This window comes from Stutzerimonas kunmingensis, from assembly GCF_014764705.1.
Lineage (GTDB): Bacteria > Pseudomonadota > Gammaproteobacteria > Pseudomonadales > Pseudomonadaceae > Stutzerimonas.
In genome coordinates this window covers 1-22,160 of sequence record NZ_JACXXG010000035.1, presented here as the reverse complement: position 1 = coordinate 22,160, position 22,160 = coordinate 1, and the positions used below count along the sequence as shown (strand labels likewise).

The window sequence follows — 22,160 nt, the reverse complement described above, 5'->3', positions numbered from 1 at the left end:
CCTACTTCCTCAGCTGCTTGGCGTTGGCGAACAGCGCGGCCATGGCGGCATTGGCCGGTGCCGGCTTTTCTTCCTTGGCATGGCGCTCGCTGCGCGGCGCGTTGCCGCGTGGCTTGCCGGCGCCGCCACGCGGGCCGTCGGTCTTGGCGCCGGGCGTATCGCTCATGCGCATGGACAGGCCGACGCGCTGGCGCGGGATGTCCACTTCCATGACCTTGACCTTGACGATGTCACCGGCCTTGACCACTTCGTACGGGTCCTTGACGAACTTCTCCGACAGCGCGCTGATGTGCACCAGGCCGTCCTGATGCACGCCGATGTCGACGAAGGCGCCGAAGTTGGTCACGTTGGTCACCACGCCCTCGAGCACCATGCCCGGCTCCAGGTCGCTGAGCTTCTCGACGCCTTCCTGGAACTCGGCGGTCTTGAACTCCGGGCGCGGATCGCGGCCGGGCTTGTCCAGTTCGCTGAGGATGTCGGTGACAGTCGGCAAGCCGAAGCTCTCGTCGGTGAACTGCTTGGGGTCCAGGCGCTTGAGAAACGCCGAGTCGCCGATCAGCGAGCGGATGTCGCGGTTGGTATCGGCGGCGATGCGTTTGACCAGCGGATAGGTTTCCGGGTGCACGGCGGAGGCGTCCAGCGGGTTGTCGCCGTTCATCACGCGGAGGAAGCCGGCGGCCTGTTCGAAGGTCTTGTCGCCCAGGCGCGGTACCTTCTTCAGCTCGCTGCGGGACTTGAACGCACCATTGGCATCGCGGAACTGCACGATGTTCTGCGCCAGCGTCGAGTTGAGGCCGGAGATGCGCGCCAGCAGGGCGGCGGAAGCGGTATTCACGTCGACGCCGACGGCGTTCACGCAGTCCTCGACCACCGCGTCCAGCGAACGCGCCAGCTTGAGCTGGGAGACGTCGTGCTGGTACTGACCGACGCCAATGGATTTCGGGTCGATCTTCACCAGCTCGGCCAGCGGGTCTTGCAGGCGGCGGGCGATGGACACGGCGCCGCGCAGGGAAACGTCCAGATCGGGGAATTCCTTGGCCGCCAGTTCCGAGGCCGAATACACCGAGGCGCCGGCTTCGCTGACCATGATCTTGGTGAGCTTGAGACCGGGCACTTTCTTGATCAGCTCGCCGGCCAGCTTGTCCGACTCGCGGCTGGCGGTGCCGTTGCCGATGGCGATCAGGTCGACCGCATGCTTGGCGCAGAGCTTGGCGAGAATCGCCAGGGTGCCGTCCCAGTCGTTACGCGGTGCGTGCGGGTAGACGGTGGCGGTTTCCAGCAACTTGCCGGTGGCGTCGACCACCGCCACTTTGCAGCCGGTGCGCAGGCCCGGGTCCAGCGCCAGGGTCGCGCGCGGGCCAGCCGGTGCAGCGAGCAGCAGATCATGCAGATTGCGGGCGAATACCGAGATCGCCTCGTCTTCGGCCTTGTCGCGCAGCTCGCCGAGCAGGTCGGTTTCCAGACTGGTGTAAAGCTTGACCTTCCAGGTCCAGCGCACCACTTCGCCGAGCCACTTGTCGGCGGCGCGGCCGCGGTTGGCGATGCCGAAGCGCTCGCCGATCATGCCTTCGCCCGGGTGCATGCTGCCCGGCGCTTCATCGCCGACCTTCAGGCTGACGCTGAGGATGCCTTCGTTGCGGCCGCGGAAAATCGCCAGCGCGCGGTGCGAAGGGGTGTTCTTCAGCACTTCGTCATGCTCGAAGTAGTCGCTGAACTTGGCGCCTTCGCTTTCCTTGCCCGGCACTACACGGGCGCTGAGGGTCGCGTTGTGCTTGAGGAAGTCACGCAGCTTGGCCAGCAGGTCGGCGTCTTCGGCGAAGCGCTCCATGAGGATGTACTTGGCGCCTTCGAGCACCGCTTTCACATCGGCAAAACCCTTCTCGGCGTCGATGAATCGCTCGGCTTCCTGCTCCGGAGAGAGCTCCGGGTTGCCGAACAGCGCATCGGCCAGCTCGCCAAGGCCGGCTTCGAGGGCGATCTGGCCCTTGGTGCGGCGCTTCTGCTTGTAGGGCAGGTAGAGGTCTTCGAGGCGGGTCTTGGTGTCGGCGAGGTCGATCTCGCGCTTGAGCTCGGGGGTCAGCTTGCCCTGTTCCTCGATGCTGGCGAGGATCGAGACGCGGCGGTCGTCCAGCTCGCGCAGGTAACGCAGGCGCTCTTCCAGGTTGCGCAGCTGGGTATCGTCGAGGCTGCCGGTGACTTCCTTGCGGTAGCGGGCGATGAAGGGAACGGTGGAGCCTTCGTCGAGCAGCGCCACGGCGGCGGCGACCTGTTGCGGGCGCACGCCCAGCTCGTTGGCGATACGGGAATTGATGCTGTCCATGAACCTACCTGGGTCAGTCAAACCATGCAGGCCGGGCCTGCGCGAAAGCCGGCGATTATAGGGGAACTGCGACGGCCGACCTCAACCGATTGCCGGTGAGCGGTCGCCGTTCTGGGGCGAATGCTTCGGGAATCGGCCGTTCGACGAAAAATCTGCTAACAATGGCTGTCAGTAGGGCCGATCCACACTGCGCAATAATGCGCCGTCGACCATCTGGGAGTTTCCATGAGCAGCACTGCGCCAGCCAGCGAAGGCGAAAAAATCCTCATCGTCGATGACGATGCCCGTCTGCGACGTCTGCTCGAGCGTTTTCTCGACGAGCAGGGCTACCGCGTCCGTACCGTGGAAAACACCGAGCAGATGGATCGTTTGCTCAGCCGCGAGCTATTCCAGCTGGTGGTGCTTGACCTGATGATGCCGGGTGAGGATGGTCTGTCTGCGTGCCGCCGGCTGCGCGAGGGCAACAATCAGATTCCGATCATCATGCTCACCGCCAAGGGCGACGAGGCCAGTCGCATTCAGGGCCTGGAGCAGGGTGCCGACGACTACCTGGCCAAGCCCTTCAACCCCCGTGAGCTGCTCGCGCGCATTCGTGCGGTGCTGCGTCGGCAGGCGCCGCAGGTTCCGGGCGCGCCGGCCAGCGAGGACGAGACCGTCACCTTCGGCGAGTACGAGCTGTCGCTGGCCACGCGTGAGCTGAAGAAGGGCAACGAAGTGCACATGCTCACCACCGGTGAGTTTGCCGTGCTCAAGGCGCTGGTCCAGCACGCACGCGAGCCGCTGACCCGCGACAAGCTGATGAACCTCGCCCGCGGGCGCGAGTGGGATGCACTGGAGCGCTCCATCGACGTGCAGATATCCCGCCTGCGCCGGCTGATCGAGCCGGACCCGTCCAAGCCGCGCTATATCCAGACCGTCTGGGGTGTGGGTTACGTATTCGTGCCGGACGGCAACAAATGAGTTGGTTGCGGCCTGCTGCAGGCTGCGAGCGCGTTACGCTCGCGGCCTGCCGTCCTGGGCCTGTCGCCGGGACTTCATGAAAACTCCGCTCTGGTTCCCGCAAAGCTTCTTCGCCCGCACCCTGTGGATGGTGCTGATCGTGGTGCTGTTCTCCAAGGTCCTGACGCTGGTCTATCTGATGACCAACGAGGACGTGCTGGTTGACCGCCAGTACAGCCACGGCGCGGCACTGACGCTGCGTGCCTACTGGGCCGCCGATCTCGAAGACCGCGACCGTATCGGTCGCGCCGCCGGCCTGCAGCTGGTGGCCGAGCAGAACGTGCCGCGCAGCGAATACCACTGGCCCTACACCGAGATCTTCCAGCGGCAGATGCGCGACGAGCTGGGCGACGATACCGAGGTGCGCGTGCGTATCCAGCCGTCCACGGCGATCTGGGTGCGCGCGCCTGCGTTGGGGCCGGACTGGGTGCAGGTGCCGCTGTACGCCTATCCGCTGCGTGGCCAGCGCATCTGGAGCGTGCTCGGCTGGTTCCTCGGTATCGGCCTGCTGTCTACCGGGGCGGCGTGGATCTTCGTCAGCCAGCTCAATCTGCCGCTCAAGCGGCTGGTCTTCGCCGCGCGGCAGATCGGCAAGGGCCGGCGCGTGCGCCTGCCGATCAGCGATACGCCGAGCGAGATGACCGAGGTCTATCGCGCCTTCAACCAGATGGCCGAGGACGTCGAGCAGGCTGGCCGGGAGCGCGAACTGATGCTGGCCGGGGTTTCCCACGATCTGCGCACGCCATTGACGCGCCTGCGCCTGTCGCTGGAGCTGATGAGCAGCGATGACGAGCTGACCGACGACATGATTCGTGATGTCGAGGACATGAATGCGATCCTCGATCAGTTCCTCGCCTTCGTCCGCGACGGCAGCGATGAACCGGTGGAAACCACCGACCTCGGTGAGCTGATCCGCGAAGTGGTGGCACCCTACAACCAGCAGCAGGAGATCGTGCGGCTGTGCGTCGAGCCGATGCCGCCGTTCGCCCTGCGTCGGGTATCGGTCAAGCGGCTGCTGGTCAACCTCATTGAGAACGCCTTGCGCTACGGCGGCGGCGGGGTGGAGGTGGCGGCTTATGTGTCGGGCGACCAGCACGCGCCCTACGTGGTGCTGAGCGTGCTCGACCGCGGCCCGGGGATCGATCCCGCCGAGCTGGAATGCATCTTCAATCCGTTCATCCGCGGTGATCGCGCTCGTGGCGGGCAGGGCGCCGGGCTGGGTCTGGCGATCGTCAAACGCATCGCTTCACAGCACGGCGGCATCGTCGAGTTGCGCAACCGTGAGGGCGGTGGTTTGGAGGCGCGCGTCAGCCTGCCGCTGGGATTGCTGCTGCCGCGCGATGCGGTGCAGGGCAAACCGGCCGAGTAGCCGGTTCGCCACGAGGCGGAATCAGCCCTTGCCTTTGGTACGGGTCAGGTGCGGCCCGCCGTTCTTCTCCAGGTACTGGATGATCAGCCCGGCGACGTCCTTGCCGGTGGTCTCTTCGATGCCGGCCAGGCCCGGCGAGGAGTTGACCTCCATCACCAGCGGGCCATGGTTTGAGCGCAGGATGTCGACGCCGGCGACGTTCAGGCCCATCACCTTCGCCGCACGGATGGCGGTCATGCGTTCTTCCGGGGTGATCTTGATCAGGCTGGCGGAGCCGCCACGGTGCAGGTTGGAGCGGAACTCGCCGGGCTTGGCCTGGCGCTTCATCGCCGCGATGACCTTGTCGCCGACCACGAAGCAGCGGATGTCGGCGCCGCCGGCTTCCTTTATGTACTCCTGCACCATGATGTCCTGCTTGAGCCCCATGAAGGCCTCGATCACCGATTCGGCGGCCTTCTCGGTTTCACAGAGCACCACGCCGATGCCCTGGGTGCCCTCCAGAACCTTGATCACCAGGGGGGCGCCGTTGACCATCTGGATCAGGTCGGGAATGTCATCCGGCGAGTGGGCGAAGCCGGTCACGGGCAGGCCGACGCCGCGGCGCGACAGCAGTTGCAGCGCACGCAGCTTGTCCCGCGAGCGGGCGATGGCGACTGACTCGTTGAGTGGGAACACGCCTTGCATCTCGAACTGGCGCAGCACCGCACAGCCATAGAAGGTCACCGAGGCGCCGATGCGCGGGATCACCGCATCGAAGCCTTCCAGCGGTTTGCCGCGGTAATGGATCTGCGGCTTGTGGCTGGCAATGTTCATGTACGCGCGTAGCGTATCGATCACCACCACCTCATGGCCCCGCTGCTGGCCGGCTTCGACCAGGCGTCGGGTGGAATACAGGCGCGGATTGCGCGACAGCACGGCGATTTTCATGGAGCACCGGAGGAAGTGAGGATCTGGGGTTTGTCCTGGATATAGGTTCGCGACGGATCGATCAGCCATTGCCCTTCGACCAGTGCCTTTGAACCGAGCAGCAGGCGATAACGCATGGTCTTGCGGCAGGTCAGGGTGAACTCCACCGGCCAGACATGACTGCCGAGTGCAAGCAATGTTCGCACCACGTAGCGCGTCTGCACCTGCCCGTTGGAACTCTTGATCAGCTTGCGCGTGACCAGCGGTGCCTCGCAGCGGTGGCGGCGCTGTACCAGCGTGCCCAGGTGGGCGGTGAATCGGACCCAGCGCTGACCGTCGCGTTCGAACTCGCTGATCTCGGTAGCATGCAGCGCCGATGTGCTGGCCCCGGTATCGACCTTCGCGCGCAGGCCCACCACGCCGAGATCCGGCAGGGCGATCCATTCACGCAGACCGATCACGGTATGGGGGTCGAGTCTCTTCAATGGGAGCGTCCGAAGAATTTGCCGGCATTCTAGTCGGGGTGCATGACAACTGCATCCGTCTGTAACACCCTAGAACGACGTGTAGAGGATAGAGCTGGACGATGGCCGAAAAAGACGACGACAAGGTGCGCCTGGACAAGTGGCTGTGGGCTGCGCGCTTCTTCAAGACCCGTGCGCTGGCCAAGGCGGCCATCGAGGGTGGCAAGGTGCACTGTCGTGGCGAGCGTTGCAAGCCGAGCAAGGAACCGAAGGTGGGCGACGAGCTGCTGATCCGCATCGGTTTCGACGAGCGCACGGTGGTCGTCCGCGCTTTGTCGGCGGTGCGCCGCGGAGCGCCCGAGGCGCAAACACTCTATGAGGAAACGTCGCAAAGCCTGGCCGCGCGCGAGGAAGCGGCGGCGCAGCGCAAGGCCGGTGCGCTGGGGCTGCAGACCGATGGGAGGCCGAGCAAGAAGCAGCGCCGGCAGATCCAGTACCTGCGCGACTACAAGCCGGACTGATCTTCGCAACGCTGGCGAGCTGCATCACTCACGAGGCCGTCCGGCAGCCGCCCTTGGTCCGGGCCGGCTTTGCGCCTAAAATCGCCGGCTTCCTCCGCCGTTCCAGCGAGCCCCGGCATGTCCGACCAAACTCAGCGCTTTATCTTCGACGATTCCGACGTTCGCGGCGAAATCGCCACGCTGGACGAGAGCTTCCAGCACGTGCTGGCCAAGCACACCTACCCCGAGCCCGTCGCCCAGCTGCTTGGCGAGCTGCTCGCCGCTGCCGCGCTGCTGGTCGGCACGCTCAAGTTCGACGGGCTGCTGATTCTCCAGGCGCGTTCCAGCGGAGCCGTCCCGCTGCTGATGGTCGAGTGCTCCAGTGCCCGGGAGGTGCGCGGCATCGCGCGCTACCACGCCGAGCAGATCGAGACGGGCGCAACGCTGGCCGAGTTGATGCCCGAGGGCATGCTGGCGATCACCGTCGATCCGGCCAACGGCCAGCGCTACCAGGGCATCGTCGGCCTGGACGGGGTCAACCTGGCGGAATGCCTGACCAACTACTTCGTTGCGTCCGAGCAGCTGCCGACGCGCTTCTGGCTCAATGCCGACAGCCGCCGGGCCTGCGGCCTGCTGCTGCAGCAGTTGCCGGCCGATCGAATCAAGGATGCCGACGAGCGTGACGCCAGCTGGGAGCACCTGCGCACCCTGGCCGACACCCTGACGGCCGAGGAACTGCTCGGGCTGGATGCCGAGACGCTGTTGCACCGGCTCTACCATCAGGAGCAGCTGCGCCTGTTCGACGCGCTGCCGATCCGCTTTCGCTGCAGCTGCTCGCGGGAGCGCTCGGCCCGTGCGCTGATCAGCCTGGGCGAGGAAGACGCCCAGCAACTCGTGGTCGAGCAGGGCGGTGCGGTGAGCATCGATTGCCAGTTCTGCAACGAGAAGTACACCTATGATGCCGCGGACGTGGCCCAGCTTTTCGCCGGTGGCGGCAGCGACGCGCCCTCGGGCACCCGTCATTGAGCGGCGCCTGGCGCTCGGCAGCCATCCGCGGAGCGCCAGTACGCTAAGGAATGAGACAGGGATGGACCTGCAGCCAGCCAGTGAACTATTTGGCCATCACGGCGCTCATACCCAGCGCGGTGCATTATCTGGCATAATCGCGCGCACTTTTTTCGATGTAGTTCGTCGCTCGGCGGGCTACAACAGCATGGAGGAATCGGCCCAAGGCCGACGGGAACACTCATGACGCAAGCCACCAACGCCGTGTACACCGACATCAGCACCGCTCAACTGATTGAAGAAGCCGTCAAGCGCGGAGAGGGCGAACTGTCCGCCAATGGCTCTCTGGTGGTGAAGACCGGGCACCGCACGGGTCGTTCTCCGGCTGACCGCTTCATCGTCGAAGAGCCGAGCACCCAGCACAAGATTGCCTGGGGCCCGATCAACCGTCCGTTCCCGGCCGGCAACTTCGAAGCACTGTGGAACCGCGTCGAAGCCTACATCGCCGAGCGTGACAGCTTCGTCTCCTACGTCCATGTCGGTGCCGATCCCGAGCACTACCTGCCGGTCAAGATGACCACCGAGACCGCCTGGCACAACCTGTTCGGCCGTTGCCTGTTCATCACCCCGGAACAGTTCAACCAGGCCAGCCTGAGCGAGTGGCGCATCCTCAACGCACCGTTCTTCCAGTGCGTACCCGAGCGTGACGGCACCAATTCCGATGGCTGCGTGATCATCAACTTCGCCGAGAAGAAGGTGCTGATCGCCGGCATGCAGTACGCCGGTGAAATGAAGAAAGCCATGTTCTCCGTGCAGAACTTCCTGCTGCCGGACGTCGACGTGCTGCCGATGCACTGTGCCGCCAACATCGGCGAAGATGGCGACACCACTCTGTTCTTCGGTCTGTCCGGCACCGGCAAGACCACCCTGTCGGCCGACGAGAGCCGCTACCTGATCGGCGATGACGAGCACGGCTGGGGCGTTGGCCGCGTGTTCAACATCGAGGGTGGCTGCTACGCCAAGTGCATCGACCTGTCCGAGAAGAACGAGCCGGTGATCTGGAAGGCTATCAAGTTCGGCGCCGTGCTGGAGAACGTGGTGCTCGACGAGCGCACCCGTCTGCCCGACTACGCCGACGCCAGCCTGACCCAGAACAGCCGCGCCGCGTACCCGCTGCAGCATGTCGAGAAGCGCTCCGAGAAGAACCTCGGCGGTGAGCCGAACGCGGTGATCTTCCTGACCTGCGACCTGACCGGCGTACTGCCGCCCGTGTCGATCCTGAACAACGAGCAAGCTGCCTACCACTTCCTGTCCGGCTACACCGCGCTGGTCGGTTCCACCGAAATGGGTTCGGGCAGCGGCATCAAGTCGACCTTCTCCACCTGCTTCGGCGCGCCGTTCTTCCCGCGTCCGGCTGGCGAGTACGCCGAGTTGCTGATCAAGCGTATCAACGGCTTTGGCTCCAAGGTCTACCTGGTCAACACCGGCTGGACCGGTGGTGGCTACGGCGTCGGCAAGCGCTTCAACATCCCGACCACCCGTGCGGTGATCGCGGCGATTCAGAGCGGCGCGCTGATCGGTGCCGAGACCGAGCACCTGCCGATCATCAATCTGGACGTGCCGAAGGCCGTCGCCGGCGTCGATACCCAGCTGCTGAACCCGCGCAACACCTGGGCCGACAAGAGCGCCTACGACCAGGCCGCAAAGGAACTGGCAGCCAAGTTCGTCGAGAACTTCAAGAAGTTCGATGTCTCCGACGCCATCCGCAACGCCGGCCCGCAGCTCTAAGCTGCCTGCTGCGTTATCGAAAAGCCGCCTCCGGGCGGCTTTTTCGTTTGTGCCGGGTGGTGATTCGGATCAAAGGCGTCGATGATTCTTATCGGTCAAGGCGCATGGATTCGATTGGTCGGCGCCCTTAGCATGGCGCCACTGTGGATCACGAGGAAGCGTCATGAATACCGTAGAAGCCATCCGCACCCGTCGCGCCGTCAAAGTCTACGACCCGAGCTTCCAGCTCAGCCGGGAGGAGAAGGACGAGCTGCTGCAACTGGCACTGCTGGCACCCTCTGCCTTCAACCTGCAGCACGTGCGCTTCGTCGAGGTGAGCGACCCTGCGCTGCGGGCGCAGATCCGCGAGGTGGGCTGGAACCAGGCGCAGATGACCGATGCCTCGATGCTGGTGGTGATCTGCGCGCAGGTCGACAGCTGGGAAAAGAATGTCCGCCGGGTCTGGGATGGTGCGCCAGGCGAGGTGCAGAACTTTATGGCCGGCGCCATCGATGCCTACTACCGCGACAAGCCGCAGGTCCAGCGTGACGAAGCCATGCGCAGTTGCGGCCTGATGGCGCAGACGCTGATGCTCGCGGCACGGGCCAAGGGCCTGGATTCCTGCCCGATGGATGGCTTCGATTTCGACGCGGTCGGCAAGCTGATCAACCTGCCGGACAACCATGTCATTGCGCTGATGGTCGCGGTCGGCAAGCGCGCTGCTGAGCCGAAGCCGCGGATCGGCAAGTTGCCGTTCGATGAGGTGGTGATTCGCGACCGCTTCTGAGTCTTCTGGCGAAGGGCGCGCAATGCGTCCTTCCGCCTGGGCCAGCTGGCCGCCAACTTTGCCCACCTCAAAGTCCCATCCGGCCCGCCCAGGGCCATCGCTGAGCTGATGGCCACGCGCTCCGACGACCGGCCGCACATGTCAGCCGCTTTGCAGTACCGTCTCCCTCCGTTTGCTACCCTCCGGCCTCCAGTCAAAGGAGTGACTCAGCATGATCGAACAGACCCTCGCCGCCACATTCGGCTACGACGGCTTCCGCCCCGGCCAGGAGCGGGCCATCCGTGCCGTGGTGGCCGGCCGCTCGGCGGCGGCGATCTTTCCCACCGGCTCGGGCAAATCCCTGTGCTATCAACTGCCGGCATTGTTGTTGCCGCATCTGACCCTGGTGGTTTCGCCCTTGCTGGCGCTAATGCAGGACCAGCTGGCGTTCCTGCATCGGCACGGCATCGCGGCGGCAAGCATCGATTCAGCGCAGAGCCGCGAGCAGGCGAGCGAAACCATGGCGCGCGCCAAGTCCGGTGAACTGAAGATCCTGATGATTTCAGTGGAGCGGCTGAAGAACGAACGCTTCCGTAACTTCATCAGCCAGGTGCCGATCTCGTTGCTGGTCGTCGATGAGGCGCATTGCATTTCCGAGTGGGGGCACAACTTCCGCCCGGATTACCTCAAGCTTCCCGACTACCAGCGTCAATTCAATATCCCGCAGGTGCTGCTGCTGACCGCCACGGCGACACCGCCGGTGATCGCCGATATGCAGGCCAAATTCTCGATTGCGCCGGACGACGTCGTGACTACCGGCTTCTACCGGCCCAATCTCAATCTGCTGGTGGAACCGGTCAGCGGCTTTAACAAGCAGCGCCGGCTTGTGGAATGGCTGGCCGACAAGAGTGGTCAGCCGACCATCGTCTACGTCACCCAGCAGAAGACGGCCGAGCAGGTTGCCGAGCATCTGGCGCAGCGCGGCTTCCCGGCCAGCGCCTATCACGCGGGTATGGCGCACGAGCTGCGCGAATCGATCCAGCGCCGCTTCATGGCGGGCGAGCTGAACTGCATCGTCGCTACCATCGCCTTCGGCATGGGCATCGACAAGGCGGACATCCGCAACGTGGTGCACTACGACCTGCCCAAGTCGGTGGAAAATTACAGTCAGGAAATCGGTCGGGCAGGGCGCGACGGCAATGCTTCGGATTGTCTGGTGCTGGCCAACCGGGACAGCCTCAGCGTGCTGCAGAATTTTGTCTATGGCGACACACCGGAGCGCGAGGGCATCCGCTGCGTGCTCGACGAGCTGCTGCAGGCGGCTGCTCCTGATCAAAAGGGCAGCGGACAATGGGAGCTGATGCTCAACCAGCTATCGGACCAGAGCAACATCCGCCAGCTGCCGTTGAAAACCCTGCTGGTGCAGCTGGAGCTGCGCGGCATCATCGCGCCACGCTTCGCCTATTTCGCCGAATACCGCTTCAAGTACCTGCTCGAACCCGAGGTGCTGGTCGCGAAATTCGAAGGTGAGCGGCGGCAGTTCGTCGAGGCCATCGTGCACAGCTCGGCGCGGGCAAGGACCTGGTGCACGCTGGATTTCGATGCACTCTACCAGCAGCACGGTGCGGACCGTGGGCGGGTGGTAAAGGCCCTGGAGTACTTCCAGGAAAAGGGCTGGATCGAGCTGGAGAGCAAGCAGATGACCGATGTCTATGCGCTGCTCGATCCAAACTTCGACGCAGAGGGTTTGAGCATTGAACTGCATGAATACTTCAAGCAGCACGAAGCGAGCGAGATCACCCGTATCGACAACATGCTGGCGCTGTTCGAATCCAGTGAATGCCTGAGCCAGCGGTTGGCCGGGTATTTCGGTGACTTGCAGGCGCCGCAGCACTGCGGGCATTGCTCTGTCTGCAACGGACAGGTCGCGAAACTGCCGGAACCGCCGGCAATGGCGCCACTGGAACAGATTGACCTGGCCGCCCGCTGCGCCGAATTCATTCAGCGCTTCGCGCAGCTGAAGGGCGGTGCGCCCAGCGCCGAGTGCCTGACGCGCTTTCTCTGCGGCATCAGCGTGCCGGTGTTCACCAAGCTCAAGGCGCGCCAGATCCCAGGCTTCGCCTCGCTGGAGGCTTATCCCTACGCCGAGGTTCGCGCGCGCCTGACGCTGGCCATCGGCGAACAGCCTTAGCGCGCGGTCAGGCCGATCAGCCGGTCGGCGACGCCCTTGGTCTGGCGTGAGGTGCCAGCGGTGAGGTTGCTTGAGTTCTCCAGTGCATCGAGCAGCCCGGTCAGCGAGCCGACACCGGCCGATTGCGTCTCGATGTGTTGCGCCACCGCGCGAATCTCGCTGGCCAGGCGGTCGATGTCGGTGCCGATTTCCTCGGCGTTCTTGCCGGTGATCTCGGCCAGCTTGCGCACCTCATCCGCCACTACCGCAAAGCCGCGGCCCATGTCGCCGGCGCGCGCCGCCTCAATCGCCGCATTGAGCGCCAGCAGGTTGGTCTGCCCGGCGATCTGCTGGATAGTCTGCACCACCGACTGGATGCGCTGACTGGACTGCGCCAGGTCGCGGGCGCTGCTGACCACCTCGTCGGCCTGGTGGACCATCTGCTTGACCGAGCTGCCGGCCTGTTCGATGACGGTACCCTGCTGGTTGATGTTCAGCGTCAGGTCGTCCATCGAGCCGTGCAGCTCGTTGGCGCACTGGCTCAGCTGCTCGGACATGGACTGCCGCTCATGGTCGGCCTGAGACAGGACCTGGCCAAGGTCGGCCAGGCCGCGGAACACCGGACGGATGTGTTCGTCGAGGCCATTGATGTCCACCGCGCTGCTGTAGTCCTGGCGCTTGAACTGCTCGATCTGCTTGACCACCACCTGGCTCAGGCCGGTCAGCTTCTTGATCTGCCGGCGCAGGAAAAACGCCTTGAACTCGCCGTGGTAGGCGATGAAGTTGTCGGTGTACTCGTCGTGGAACTCTTCCTTGCCGTTGGTGCGGAAGAAGAACACCGCGGTGAGGGTCTGGTTGAGGTTGAGGCCGAGGATCTCGCCGAAGGTCGAGTAACCGGCCACCGGCACGTCATCGAACACCGGGTCCATGCCGCCCAGTGCCTGCTCGTTGTTCAGCCGGCGCAGGATGCAGTCGTTGAGGATGCCCACCAGCGGCTTGCCGGGCTTGTTGCGCATGAACTGTTGATAGTCGCGGCGGGTGGTCTCGGCCAACGGGGTGCGCTTGACCATGATCAGCTCTTCGCCGGGGGCGACGTCGCAGAACAGGTGCACGCGCTCGTTGGCGAAGTCGATCTGCGAGATCGAGCGGACGAACACTTCCTCGCCGACGCGAATGGCGAAGGAGTAGTCCGAGAGCCGCTGCTCCAGCTCCTGCGGCGCGCATTTGAGCGCCTCGCACAGCGCCTGGACCATCGTGCGGATGTTGCCGCGTGAGTCGACCACCTGGCTGATGTAACGGTCCTCCAGGGAGGCGCTGAGTACGTTCAGGCTGAGTGGCGTGGGCTCGAAGTTCTGGCTCTTGAAGACGCCGAAGCGTACGTCCCGCGCGCACTTGAGGAAGACGATCAGTGCATGGTTCTGGTAGCTGCGCTTGCCGTCATGCAGCTGGGTCTTCTGGAAATCCAGCTTGCCGCCGGCCGAGCCGCCGACGAACAGGCAGGGGAAACGACCGGACTCGTACAGGGCCTCCATGAAGAAGGATTCCGAAGCGGAGAGGCCGTCGAAGAAGATGTTCGCCAGCGTGTCGCGGTAGTCGATCTTCATCGACACCTGCACCCGCTTAATGGACGCCGTGAGGCGCGCGATGCGCTCGCCCATCGACAGCCGCTGACCCCCGCCGCGGATGTCCTCGCACTCCAGCGGCACGCGGACGATCTCGGCGGCGGCGATGACGCTGGCGTCGAACAGCTGCAACACCACCCGATCCCACTGCGCGCCGGTGGCACAGTAAAGCCGCTGGCCCTCGCTGGACAGCTCGCCCGCGGTGGTACACAGGCTGATCGTCGCCTGCGGAAAGCGCTGCGCTACCTGCCTGGCGACCTCATCCAGATCCACGTGCGGCGAGACGAAACCGGCAATGTAGGTCGGGTTGAAGCGCAGGGTGGCGAGCTGCTGGGCAAGCTGGTGAGCCGAGCAGAGCAGGCTCGCCGTGCCGCTGGATTGCGTGTGGCCTGGCTTGAATCGGGAGAGCGAAATCATGGGCGTTACTCGCTTGAGGAAGGGAAGCGGGAAACTTGGCCGCTCCCGCACTGATCAGCCGTCGATCAGAGGCTACATTTTTTGTTATCGGCACCCCGGCCGCGAGCTGCATGCCCGTTCGGCGCCGTCACCGTCAGCCACGTTATCGGCCGCCGGATCGAAGATCGCCATGCAACCATGGTCTTCATCCGGAAGTACTGGGTGAGGCGGTGACTCCTCTTGATGTGGCGCAACGGAAGACGCGCGTGGCTGTGCAATTGTCGACCGGTGGCCTGTTGCCGCAGTTGTTGTAGCCGATAGCAAGGAAAGCCTCTCGAGGAGCGACGCCATGCCCCGCCTGTTCACCGATCTCGGATTCCGCTGGAAGATCACCTTGCCCATTGCGGCGCTGGCCCTATTGCTGGTGCTGATGGGCGTTTTCGGGATGCGTGGCATCGAGCGCGTCACCGATTCCAGCGAGGTCTTGGCCACGCGCCATCTGCCGGCCATCGGCTTGCTGCTCAATGCCGATCGCGACCTGTATCAGGCCTTCGTCGCCGAGCGCAGCCTGCTCGACAGCGATGCTGGCGAGCATGTGCAGGCACTCAAGGCCAGCCATGCGGAAAACCTCAAGCAGGCCTACGATCGTGTGCAGAAGTACGCAGCCATGCAACCGGGCGCTGAGGCATTGGCGCTGGTCGAGCAGTTCAATGGCGGCTTTCAGCAATGGTCCGCGGTATCGCAGCGGGTCATCGAGCAGGTCGATCTCGATCCTCAGGCCGCCAGCGCGTTGAGCTTTGGTGACAGCGAGGTGCGCTTCGATGCCATGCGCGATGCCATCGACAAGCTCGGCGAACTCGAAGGCGCAGCCGCCGAGGCCGAGGGCGCGGCGGCGATCGCCGAGGGCGCGGCGACATCGAGCCAGCAAGCTGCGGTACTGGTTATCGGCCTGCTCGGTTGTGCACTGCTCATCCTCGGCCTGCCGCTGGTGGTGCTGCGCCCGATGCGCCGTTTGCTTGATCGGCTGAAGCAGATCGCCGATGGCGATGGCGACTTGCGCGCCCGCCTGGAGGTGCATTCGGCTGACGAGCTGGGCCAGCTCGGCAATGCCTTCAACCGCTTTCTCGACAAACTGCAGCCGCTGATCGCCGAGGTAGGACGGGTTACCGCTGAGGTCGAGACCGCCGCGCGTGGCATGGCGGCGATGGCTGAAACCAACGATCAGCTGATCAGCAGCGAACACGCCGCGGTCGATCAGGTGACCACCGCGGCGACCGAGATGAGCGCAGCGGTGCACGAAGTCGCGCTCAATGCGCAGAACGCATCGGACGCCGCGCGTGCGGCGGAAACCCAGTCACGCCAGGGCGCGTCGGTGGTCAGCAGTACCATCCAGTCGATCCGCCAGCTGGCCGGGGAGGTCGAAGGCGCATCGCAGACCATCGGTGCGCTTGCCGAGGAAACCGCCAGCATCGGCGCGGTGCTCGAAGTGATTCGCGGCATCGCTGAGCAGACCAATCTGCTCGCGCTCAACGCCGCCATCGAGGCCGCGCGCGCCGGTGAGCAGGGCCGCGGTTTCGCCGTGGTGGCCGACGAGGTAAGGGCACTGGCCGCGCGCACGCAGGATTCGACCAAGGATATCCAGGCGCGCATCGAGCGCCTGCAGAGCGGCGTCGACAAGGCCGTACAGGCCATGCAGACCGGCAGTGACAAAGCGCGAGACAGTGTCGAGCGGGCATCCGGCGTCGATCAGGTGCTGGCGGAAACCTCCGTGTCGGTGCAGCGCATCAATGATATGGCCGCCCAGATCGCCACCGCGTGCGAGGAGCAGAGCAGCGTTACCGAGGAAATCGCACGCAACATCACCGATATCCGTGACCTGTCCAACGAGGCGGCCACTTATTCCTCGCAGAGCATGCTCGCCAGTCAACAGCTGTCCGGGCTGTCGAAGACGCTGGCGGAACTGGTTGGCCGTTTCCGCACCTGAGGCCGGGCGCGCTGCCGCTACAGCGAGCCCCACAGCAGCCGACCCAGACCGCTGTCGTTCGGCAGCAGAAGCAGGCTGAGAATGAACACCAGCAGCAGTCCGGCGGCATAGCAGAGGCTGCTCAGCCTGGAGCGTGCACGGGGCGGGCGCGACGCGGCAGGTGCTTTGCCGCCGGGGCTCGGCTGGCGCGACTGGGGTAGGTTGCAGGACATGCTCGGCTCGACAGTTATCTACCCGCCGTCAACGCAGCAGGCATCGGAATCGGCGCAGTAAAGCGCAAATAAAGGCATATTGCCACCACCGTGGCGTCGCTTCCTTACGCCTTGCGTCGCTCTGAAACATCAGGAAAAGCTCCGTACGTCGCCGGGCCGGTATCGCGGGATGGCCCGACCATACTCAGAGGTCGATACCGCAAACGACCGGAGACCCCACCCATGCCGACGCGCCGCCAGATCATTCAACGTACAGCCGTGGCCGCAGCGATGCTGGCGCTCGGTCCGCTGTTGCCGTCGCTGGTGCGGGCAGCCGAGGCGCTGCGTCGACGCGAGATTCCTTCCACCGGCGAGATGCTACCCGTCATCGGCCTCGGCACGTCACGCACCCATGACGTGGCCCTGGACGATCCCGAGATGACGCGGCTGCTCGAGGTGCTGCGCGTGCTGGTCGATGGCGGCGCATCGCTGATCGATACCGCACCGAGCTACGGCAATGCCGAGCGCGTCGTCGGTGAGCTGGTCGAGCGCCACGGCCAGCGCGACAAGGTCTTCCTCGCCAGCAAGGTATCCTCCAGCGGTCGCGAACGCGGCATGGCGCAGATTGAAGCGAGCTTCAAGGCGCTGCAGACCGACACCATCGACCTGATCCAGGTGCACAACCTGCAGGACACCCGCACCCAGCTCGGCCTGCTACGCGAACTCAAGCAGGAGGGGCGGGTGCGCTACATCGGCGTGACCCACTATCTGGAGTCGGCCCACGATCGCCTGCTGGAGACGCTGAAGCGGAAGAAGGTCTACTTCGTGCAGTTCAACTATTCGGTGGGCGAGCGCAACGCCGAGAAGCAGCTGCTGCCGTACTGCGCCGACCACGGCATCGCCACGCTGATCAACCGGCCGTTTACCCGTGGCAACCTGCTGTCCAGGGTTAAGGGCAAGCCGCTGCCGGCCTGGGCGGTGGAGATCGATGCCAGCTCCTGGGCGCAGCTGCTACTCAAGTTCATCCTTGCCGAGCCGGCTGTAACTGCGGTCATACCGGCGACTTCCAACCCGCGCTACATCGCCGACAACTTGCTCGCCGGACAGGGGCGGCTGCCGGATGCGCGGCAGCGGCAGATGATCGTCGACGCCTTCCGCTGAGCGCCGAATGCCGACTTCGCTAGCCGCTCGAGGAGCCGCGCTGATCAATGCCCGCCCGGGCGAACTGCGTGCTGCGCTGGCCGGGTTCAGCCTGTTCTTCTGCCTGTTCTCTGGGTACTTCATGCTGCGGCCGATTCGCGAGTCGATGGGCATTCAGGGTGGCGTCGAGAACCTGCAGTGGCTGTTCACAGCGACCTTCATCGCCATGCTGGTGGCGGTGCCACTGTTCGCCTGGCTCAACTCGCGGGTCGCGCGCATCCATTACATCGACTGGGTGTACGGCTTTTTCTGCGTCAACCTGCTCGTGTTCGCGGGGCTGTTCTTCCTGCTCGGAGACAGCGTCTGGCTGGCGCGGGTGTTCTACGTGTGGATCTCGGTCTACAACCTGTTCGTGGTCTCGGTCGCCTGGAGCCTGATGGCCGATGTATTCGACGCGCCACAGGCGCGCCGGCTGTTCGCCTTCATCGCTGCTGGTGCCAGCGTGGGCGGGCTGGTCGGACCGGCGACGAGCGCGCTGTTGGTCGGTGTGCTCGGTCAGTTCGGGCTGATGCTGCTGGCGGCGCTTTTGCTGATCGCCGCGGTCGCGCTCAAGCACTACCTGATGGTCTGGCGCGAGGAACGGGGTGCCGGCCGTCCCGGCGCCGAACATGCCGAGAGTCCACGGCGACCGGTAGCGGGCAATCCATTCAGTGGCCTGACGCGGGTGCTGGGCTCGGGCTATCTGCTCGGCATCGCGGCGTTCGTGCTGCTGCTGACTACCGCCAGCACCTTTCTCTACTTCGAACAGGCAAGGCTGGTCGCCGAGCTGTTTCCGGATCGTGCCGAGCAGGTGCGGGTGTTCGGTGCGATCGATTTCGTGGTGCAGGCGGGTGCCTTGCTGTCGCAGCTGTTCATCACCGGGCGCATCGCACAGCGGCTCGGCGTGCGGATTCTGCTGGCCGCCGTGCCGGCGCTGGTCTGCCTCGGGTTCGTCGGCCTGGCTCTGGCGCCGACCTTTGCCGTGCTGGCCGCCGTGATGATCGTGCGTCGCGTCGGCGAATACGCCTTCGTCCGCCCGGGCCGCGAGATGCTCTTCGCGCCACTGGATGCCGAGAGCAAGTACAAGGCGAAGAACTTCATCGACACCGTGGTCTATCGCGGCGGCGATGCCCTGAGCGGCTGGGCCAAGAGCCTGCTCGACAGTCTCGGTCAGGGAGTCTGGCTGATTGCCCTAGTCGGCGCCATATGCGCAGCAGTGTGGGGGGCGGTGGGCTGGTTCCTCGGCGGGCGAGCGGACCTGGCCAGCAAGCGAACCGAGACGACTCGTCAGGCCGCTTGATGGCACAATGCCGTCTCTTTGGTTTCTAGACAGGACGTCAACATGCGCGCCGCGCCGCTGCCCGTACTTTTCGCCATGCTTTTCATGACCGGCTGCAGTATCAAGCAGACCGTCACACCCGCCAATCTATCGGCTGAGCTCGCGCCCGAGATCTGCACGATACCGGCTGTCGGGCTCCGTGCTGGCTTCAATACCACCTATCAACAACTTCTTCGGGACAAGGGCTTCAAGACCCGTCAGCTTGCCGCGGGCAGCAGCCCGGCTCGTTGCCCGTTAAGTACGACCTATACCGGTACGTGGCGTTGGGACCTGCTGTTGTATATGAGCTATGCCGACATTCGTGTCTATGAAAATGGCCGCCAGGTCGGTCAGGCCGAGTATGACGCTCGCTGGGGCAGCGGCCGACCAGACAAATTCATCAGCGCCGAGGACAAGATCGCGGAACTGACCCATCAACTGTTTCCCAGCGGAGCCCAGAGCCTCGGTGTCGTTGCACAGAAGACTGTCAATGCGCCGCTGAGCAAAGATGCCTATCTGCAGCATCAACTCAAGCAGCTGATGAGCGAGAACCTTCCATACGATCAATACCAGCAGCGCTATCGCGCGCTGATGCAGGAATGAACGACTTAAATGCATTCCTGGCGGCTAGCCAGTCGACTCGCGAAGTCTGGCAACCGGACGAAGCACCTGAACCTCGCCGACGCGCACGCCTCGAACCCTAGTAGGTACGTCATCTATCAGGAGTAGTCGTATGCAAGTGCAGGTCAATAGCAACCACATCCCTGGCAGCGTCGAGCTGCACGAGTGGGTCGGTACGACCGTTGAGGATCGGCTCGAGCGTTTCGACGACTTCCTCACCCGAGTGGAAGTCCATGTCAGCGATGAAAACGCGCAGAAGGCCGGTGCCGATGACAAGCGTTGCCAGATCGAGGCGCGGCCCAAGGGGCATCAGGCGGTGTCGGTGACGCACAAGGCCGAGTCGCTGCAGCTGGCGGTCGATGGTGCGGCGGACAAGATGCAGCACGCGCTGGAGCATCTGATGGGCAAGCTGGACACCCGCGTACTGTCCAGCGGCGAGTTGAATGATCCGCTGCTCGACGAGCAGCCTCAGGCCGTCAAGGATGCGATGCTCGAAGAGGAATTCCTGGAAAAGCAGGACGAGCTCGACAAGTGACCCCGTCGCCCCGGCTGCGTGCCGGGGCGTTTCCACCCGCTTCATTCTCTTTCTATCCCCCTGCTGCCAGGCATGCGCCTTGGCGGCTGGGCCGTGTATCCGGTAGCCAGATGCAGATCATCCTCGTGCGGCACGGCAGACCCGACCACGGCGCAGCGCGCTGGAGCACGCCGGTTGGCATCGTGGTCTGCAGCTCCCTGCAGCGCTGCATCGAATCGCGCTCGCATCTTGAATGCGACTGCTGTGAACTACCTGATCCGCTGTTCGCTGAGCCGCACCTGCCGTATCCCGAGTGGGGACTGCCGCTGTTGCCGTCGCACTTCTGGCGCCTGGCGTTTCGCACCGCCTGGTTTCTCGGCTTCGCCAGCCATACCGAGCACATCCGCGAATCCACCAGGCGTGCCAGCGCAGCGGCTGATCGGTTGATCGAGCTGGCCGAGGCCAATGAAAGCGTGTTGCTGATGGGGCACAAGATTATGAATGCGCTGATCGCCCGGCAACTTCGTCGGCGCGGCTGGCGTGGTCCCGCACTGCCGCTACTCACCGGCTACTGGCAGCCGAGTCGCTACAGCAAGGGCTGAAAGCCAAGCTAGAGCACTCCGTCCAGCTGCGTTCCGCCTCCCTTCGGTCATTCGGCAACCGCTTTGGCTTGCCAGATGAAACGTTTCAGCTACCTTGATCAGGAGTCATAACAACAAAGGGAACCCCCATGACCCGTTTGCAGCTTCTCCTCGGCCTGGGCATCTGCCTGGCCACTCCTGCCATGGCCTGGGAACAGGTGCTGATCGACCACGACAAGCCGGCGAAGAACTGGCGCGTCACCAGTGAAGAGCTGGGCATCGACGCGCCGACGCCATTCTCGGTCAGCATGCGTACCTTGCATGGCGGCCGGCAGGAAGGCGTCAGCCTGATTGAGATCGACAACGGCAGCATGCGCATGACCGTTGTGCCCACGCGCGGCATGAACGTGCTGGAAGCGGTGGCCGGCGAGGTACGCCTGGGCTGGGATTCGCCGGTGGATGAAGTGGTCAACCCGGCCTTTATCGAGCTCAACGGGCGCGGCGGGCTGGGCTGGCTCGAGGGCTTCAATGAACTGGTCACCCGTTGCGGCTTCGAGTGGGTCGGCCACCCCGGCGAAGACAATGGCGAACTGCTCACACTGCATGGCCGTGCGGCGAACATTCCGGCCTCGCGGGTAGTGCTGCAGATCGACGAGAAGCCGCCCTATGCCATTCGCTTGCGAGGCGAGCTGCAGGAGAAGGCCTTCAAGAAACTCGACTTCGCGATTGTCACCGAGCTCAGCACCGAGCCGGGTCGTGCCGGATTCTCGTTGCACGACACGCTGACCAATCAGGGCGACTACGCCAAGGAATACCAGGTTCTGTACCACACCAATTTCGGCACGCCGCTGCTGGAGGAGGGCGCGCGCTTCGTGGCGCCGGTCAAGCAGGTCTCACCGTTCAACCCCCGCGCGGCGAAGGAGCTGAGCGACTGGCAGCGCTACCGCGGCCCGACCAGGGACTACGACGAGACGGTGTTCAACGTGGTGCCCTATGCGGACGAACAGGGCCAGACCCTGACCATGCTGCACAACCGCGCCGGCAATCTCGGCGTCAGTGTCGGCTTCAATACCGCCGAGCTACCGGTGTTCTCGCTGTGGAAGAACACCGATACCGAGAAGCAGGGCTACGTGACCGGCCTCGAACCGGGTACCAGCTTTTCCTACAACCGCCGCTATCAACGGCCGTTGGGATTGGTGCCGAAGATCGAGCCGGGTGAGCAGAAGCATTTTCGCGTGAGTTACGAGCTGCTGGTCAATAGCGCCGCAGTCGACGCCGTGCGCAAACGGATCGAAGCGGTACAGGCCGGTCGCGACACTGAAATTCGTGACGAGCCGTTGGTTGACCTGTCCAAGGACTAACAGGCCGTTGAAAAACTCGGCTTCAACTGCCCCAACCCGTCCGGTTTGGCGCTTTTTCAAGCGCTTTGGCCTAACGGAGTCCACACAAGGCCTGACTTCAGGCCTTTTTGACAGGTTTCAGCACCAC

19 protein-coding genes are annotated in these 22,160 nt (G+C 64.3%); 14 read left to right on the top strand and 5 right to left on the bottom strand.

Annotated elements, in window-relative coordinates; translation table 11 throughout:
- Position 1 precedes the first annotated feature (1 nt).
- Positions 2-2,320 carry a Tex family protein gene (locus tag IEG05_RS19515; RefSeq protein WP_046620810.1) on the bottom strand — a complete coding sequence of 773 codons (2,319 nt, stop codon included), beginning with the start codon at positions 2,318-2,320 and terminating at the stop codon, positions 2-4.
- A 225-nt stretch (positions 2,321-2,545) separates the two neighbouring features.
- On the opposite strand from IEG05_RS19515, the gene ompR reads away from it, so the two are divergent.
- Complete coding sequence (gene ompR, locus IEG05_RS19510) at positions 2,546-3,280, top strand: osmolarity response regulator transcription factor OmpR (RefSeq protein ID WP_014821967.1); 735 nt, start codon at positions 2,546-2,548, stop codon at positions 3,278-3,280.
- A 76-nt stretch (positions 3,281-3,356) separates the two neighbouring features.
- Positions 3,357-4,688 carry an ATP-binding protein gene (locus tag IEG05_RS19505; protein WP_023447045.1) on the top strand — a complete coding sequence of 444 codons (1,332 nt, stop codon included), beginning with the start codon at positions 3,357-3,359 and terminating at the stop codon, positions 4,686-4,688.
- Positions 4,689-4,709: 21 nt separating this feature from the next.
- Here IEG05_RS19505 and rimK read toward each other — a convergent pair whose 3' ends face one another.
- Entirely contained in the window at positions 4,710-5,615 is a 906-nt protein-coding gene (gene rimK / locus IEG05_RS19500) for a 30S ribosomal protein S6--L-glutamate ligase (protein ID WP_003281074.1), read from the bottom strand.
- Complete coding sequence (rimB, locus tag IEG05_RS19495; RefSeq protein ID WP_031298444.1) at positions 5,612-6,079, bottom strand: retropepsin-like aspartic endopeptidase RimB; 468 nt, start codon at positions 6,077-6,079, stop codon at positions 5,612-5,614. Before rimB ends, rimK begins: the two co-directional genes overlap by 4 nt.
- A 101-nt stretch (positions 6,080-6,180) precedes the next feature.
- Between rimB and IEG05_RS19490 the strand changes: the two genes are divergently transcribed.
- The 5 genes from IEG05_RS19490 (at position 6,181) to IEG05_RS19470 (ending at position 12,287) form a co-directional block, all read left to right on the top strand.
- The gene (locus IEG05_RS19490) at positions 6,181-6,579 is read left to right on the top strand and encodes an RNA-binding S4 domain-containing protein (protein WP_046620816.1); all 399 of its coding nucleotides are present in this window, start codon (positions 6,181-6,183) and stop codon (positions 6,577-6,579) included.
- A 117-nt stretch (positions 6,580-6,696) separates the two neighbouring features.
- A complete protein-coding gene (gene hslO, locus IEG05_RS19485; RefSeq protein ID WP_046620817.1) occupies positions 6,697-7,584 on the top strand; it encodes an Hsp33 family molecular chaperone HslO in 888 nt (295 codons plus the stop codon).
- Positions 7,585-7,806: 222 nt separating this feature from the next.
- On the top strand, positions 7,807-9,351 hold the full coding sequence (locus tag IEG05_RS19480; RefSeq protein ID WP_044315157.1) for a phosphoenolpyruvate carboxykinase: 1,545 nt from the start codon (positions 7,807-7,809) through the stop codon (positions 9,349-9,351).
- A gap of 163 nt (positions 9,352-9,514) precedes the next feature.
- Positions 9,515-10,117, top strand: a complete 603-nt coding sequence (locus IEG05_RS19475; RefSeq protein ID WP_041015312.1) for a nitroreductase family protein — start codon at positions 9,515-9,517, stop codon at positions 10,115-10,117.
- A gap of 211 nt (positions 10,118-10,328) precedes the next feature.
- On the top strand, positions 10,329-12,287 hold the full coding sequence (locus tag IEG05_RS19470; RefSeq protein ID WP_046620823.1) for a RecQ family ATP-dependent DNA helicase: 1,959 nt from the start codon (positions 10,329-10,331) through the stop codon (positions 12,285-12,287).
- On the opposite strand, the gene IEG05_RS19465 is transcribed toward IEG05_RS19470, so the two are convergent.
- Positions 12,284-14,305 (bottom strand): FIST N-terminal domain-containing protein, encoded by a 2,022-nt coding sequence (locus IEG05_RS19465; RefSeq protein ID WP_046620825.1) that lies wholly within the window; start codon positions 14,303-14,305, stop codon positions 12,284-12,286. The genes IEG05_RS19470 and IEG05_RS19465 overlap by 4 nt on opposite strands.
- Before the next feature lie 328 nt (positions 14,306-14,633).
- Here IEG05_RS19465 and IEG05_RS19460 point away from each other — a divergent pair, with 328 nt between their 5' ends.
- Positions 14,634-16,268: a methyl-accepting chemotaxis protein gene (locus IEG05_RS19460; protein ID WP_046620827.1), complete on the top strand. Its 1,635-nt coding sequence runs from the start codon at positions 14,634-14,636 to the stop codon at positions 16,266-16,268.
- 17 nt (positions 16,269-16,285) lie between these two features.
- On the opposite strand, the gene IEG05_RS19455 is transcribed toward IEG05_RS19460, so the two are convergent.
- Complete coding sequence (locus tag IEG05_RS19455; RefSeq protein ID WP_023447054.1) at positions 16,286-16,480, bottom strand: hypothetical protein; 195 nt, start codon at positions 16,478-16,480, stop codon at positions 16,286-16,288.
- Between the two features lie 222 nt (positions 16,481-16,702).
- Here IEG05_RS19455 and IEG05_RS19450 point away from each other — a divergent pair, with 222 nt between their 5' ends.
- The 6 genes from IEG05_RS19450 to IEG05_RS19425 all read left to right on the top strand — a co-directional run bounded on the left by IEG05_RS19450 (position 16,703) and on the right by IEG05_RS19425 (position 22,033).
- Complete coding sequence (locus IEG05_RS19450) at positions 16,703-17,620, top strand: aldo/keto reductase (protein WP_191122563.1); 918 nt, start codon at positions 16,703-16,705, stop codon at positions 17,618-17,620.
- Between the two features lie 7 nt (positions 17,621-17,627).
- Complete coding sequence (locus tag IEG05_RS19445; RefSeq protein ID WP_046620831.1) at positions 17,628-18,938, top strand: NTP/NDP exchange transporter; 1,311 nt, start codon at positions 17,628-17,630, stop codon at positions 18,936-18,938.
- 42 nt (positions 18,939-18,980) lie between these two features.
- Positions 18,981-19,559, top strand: coding sequence for an Sbal_3080 family lipoprotein (locus IEG05_RS19440; protein ID WP_046620834.1), 579 nt, complete (start codon positions 18,981-18,983; stop codon positions 19,557-19,559).
- A 130-nt stretch (positions 19,560-19,689) separates the two neighbouring features.
- Positions 19,690-20,112, top strand: coding sequence for an HPF/RaiA family ribosome-associated protein (locus IEG05_RS19435; RefSeq protein WP_014821952.1), 423 nt, complete (start codon positions 19,690-19,692; stop codon positions 20,110-20,112).
- Between the two features lie 110 nt (positions 20,113-20,222).
- A complete protein-coding gene (locus IEG05_RS19430; protein WP_191122562.1) occupies positions 20,223-20,693 on the top strand; it encodes a histidine phosphatase family protein in 471 nt (156 codons plus the stop codon).
- A 128-nt stretch (positions 20,694-20,821) separates the two neighbouring features.
- Positions 20,822-22,033, top strand: a complete 1,212-nt coding sequence (locus IEG05_RS19425) for an aldose 1-epimerase family protein (RefSeq protein WP_046620838.1) — start codon at positions 20,822-20,824, stop codon at positions 22,031-22,033.
- The last annotated feature ends 127 nt before the right edge of the window (positions 22,034-22,160 follow it).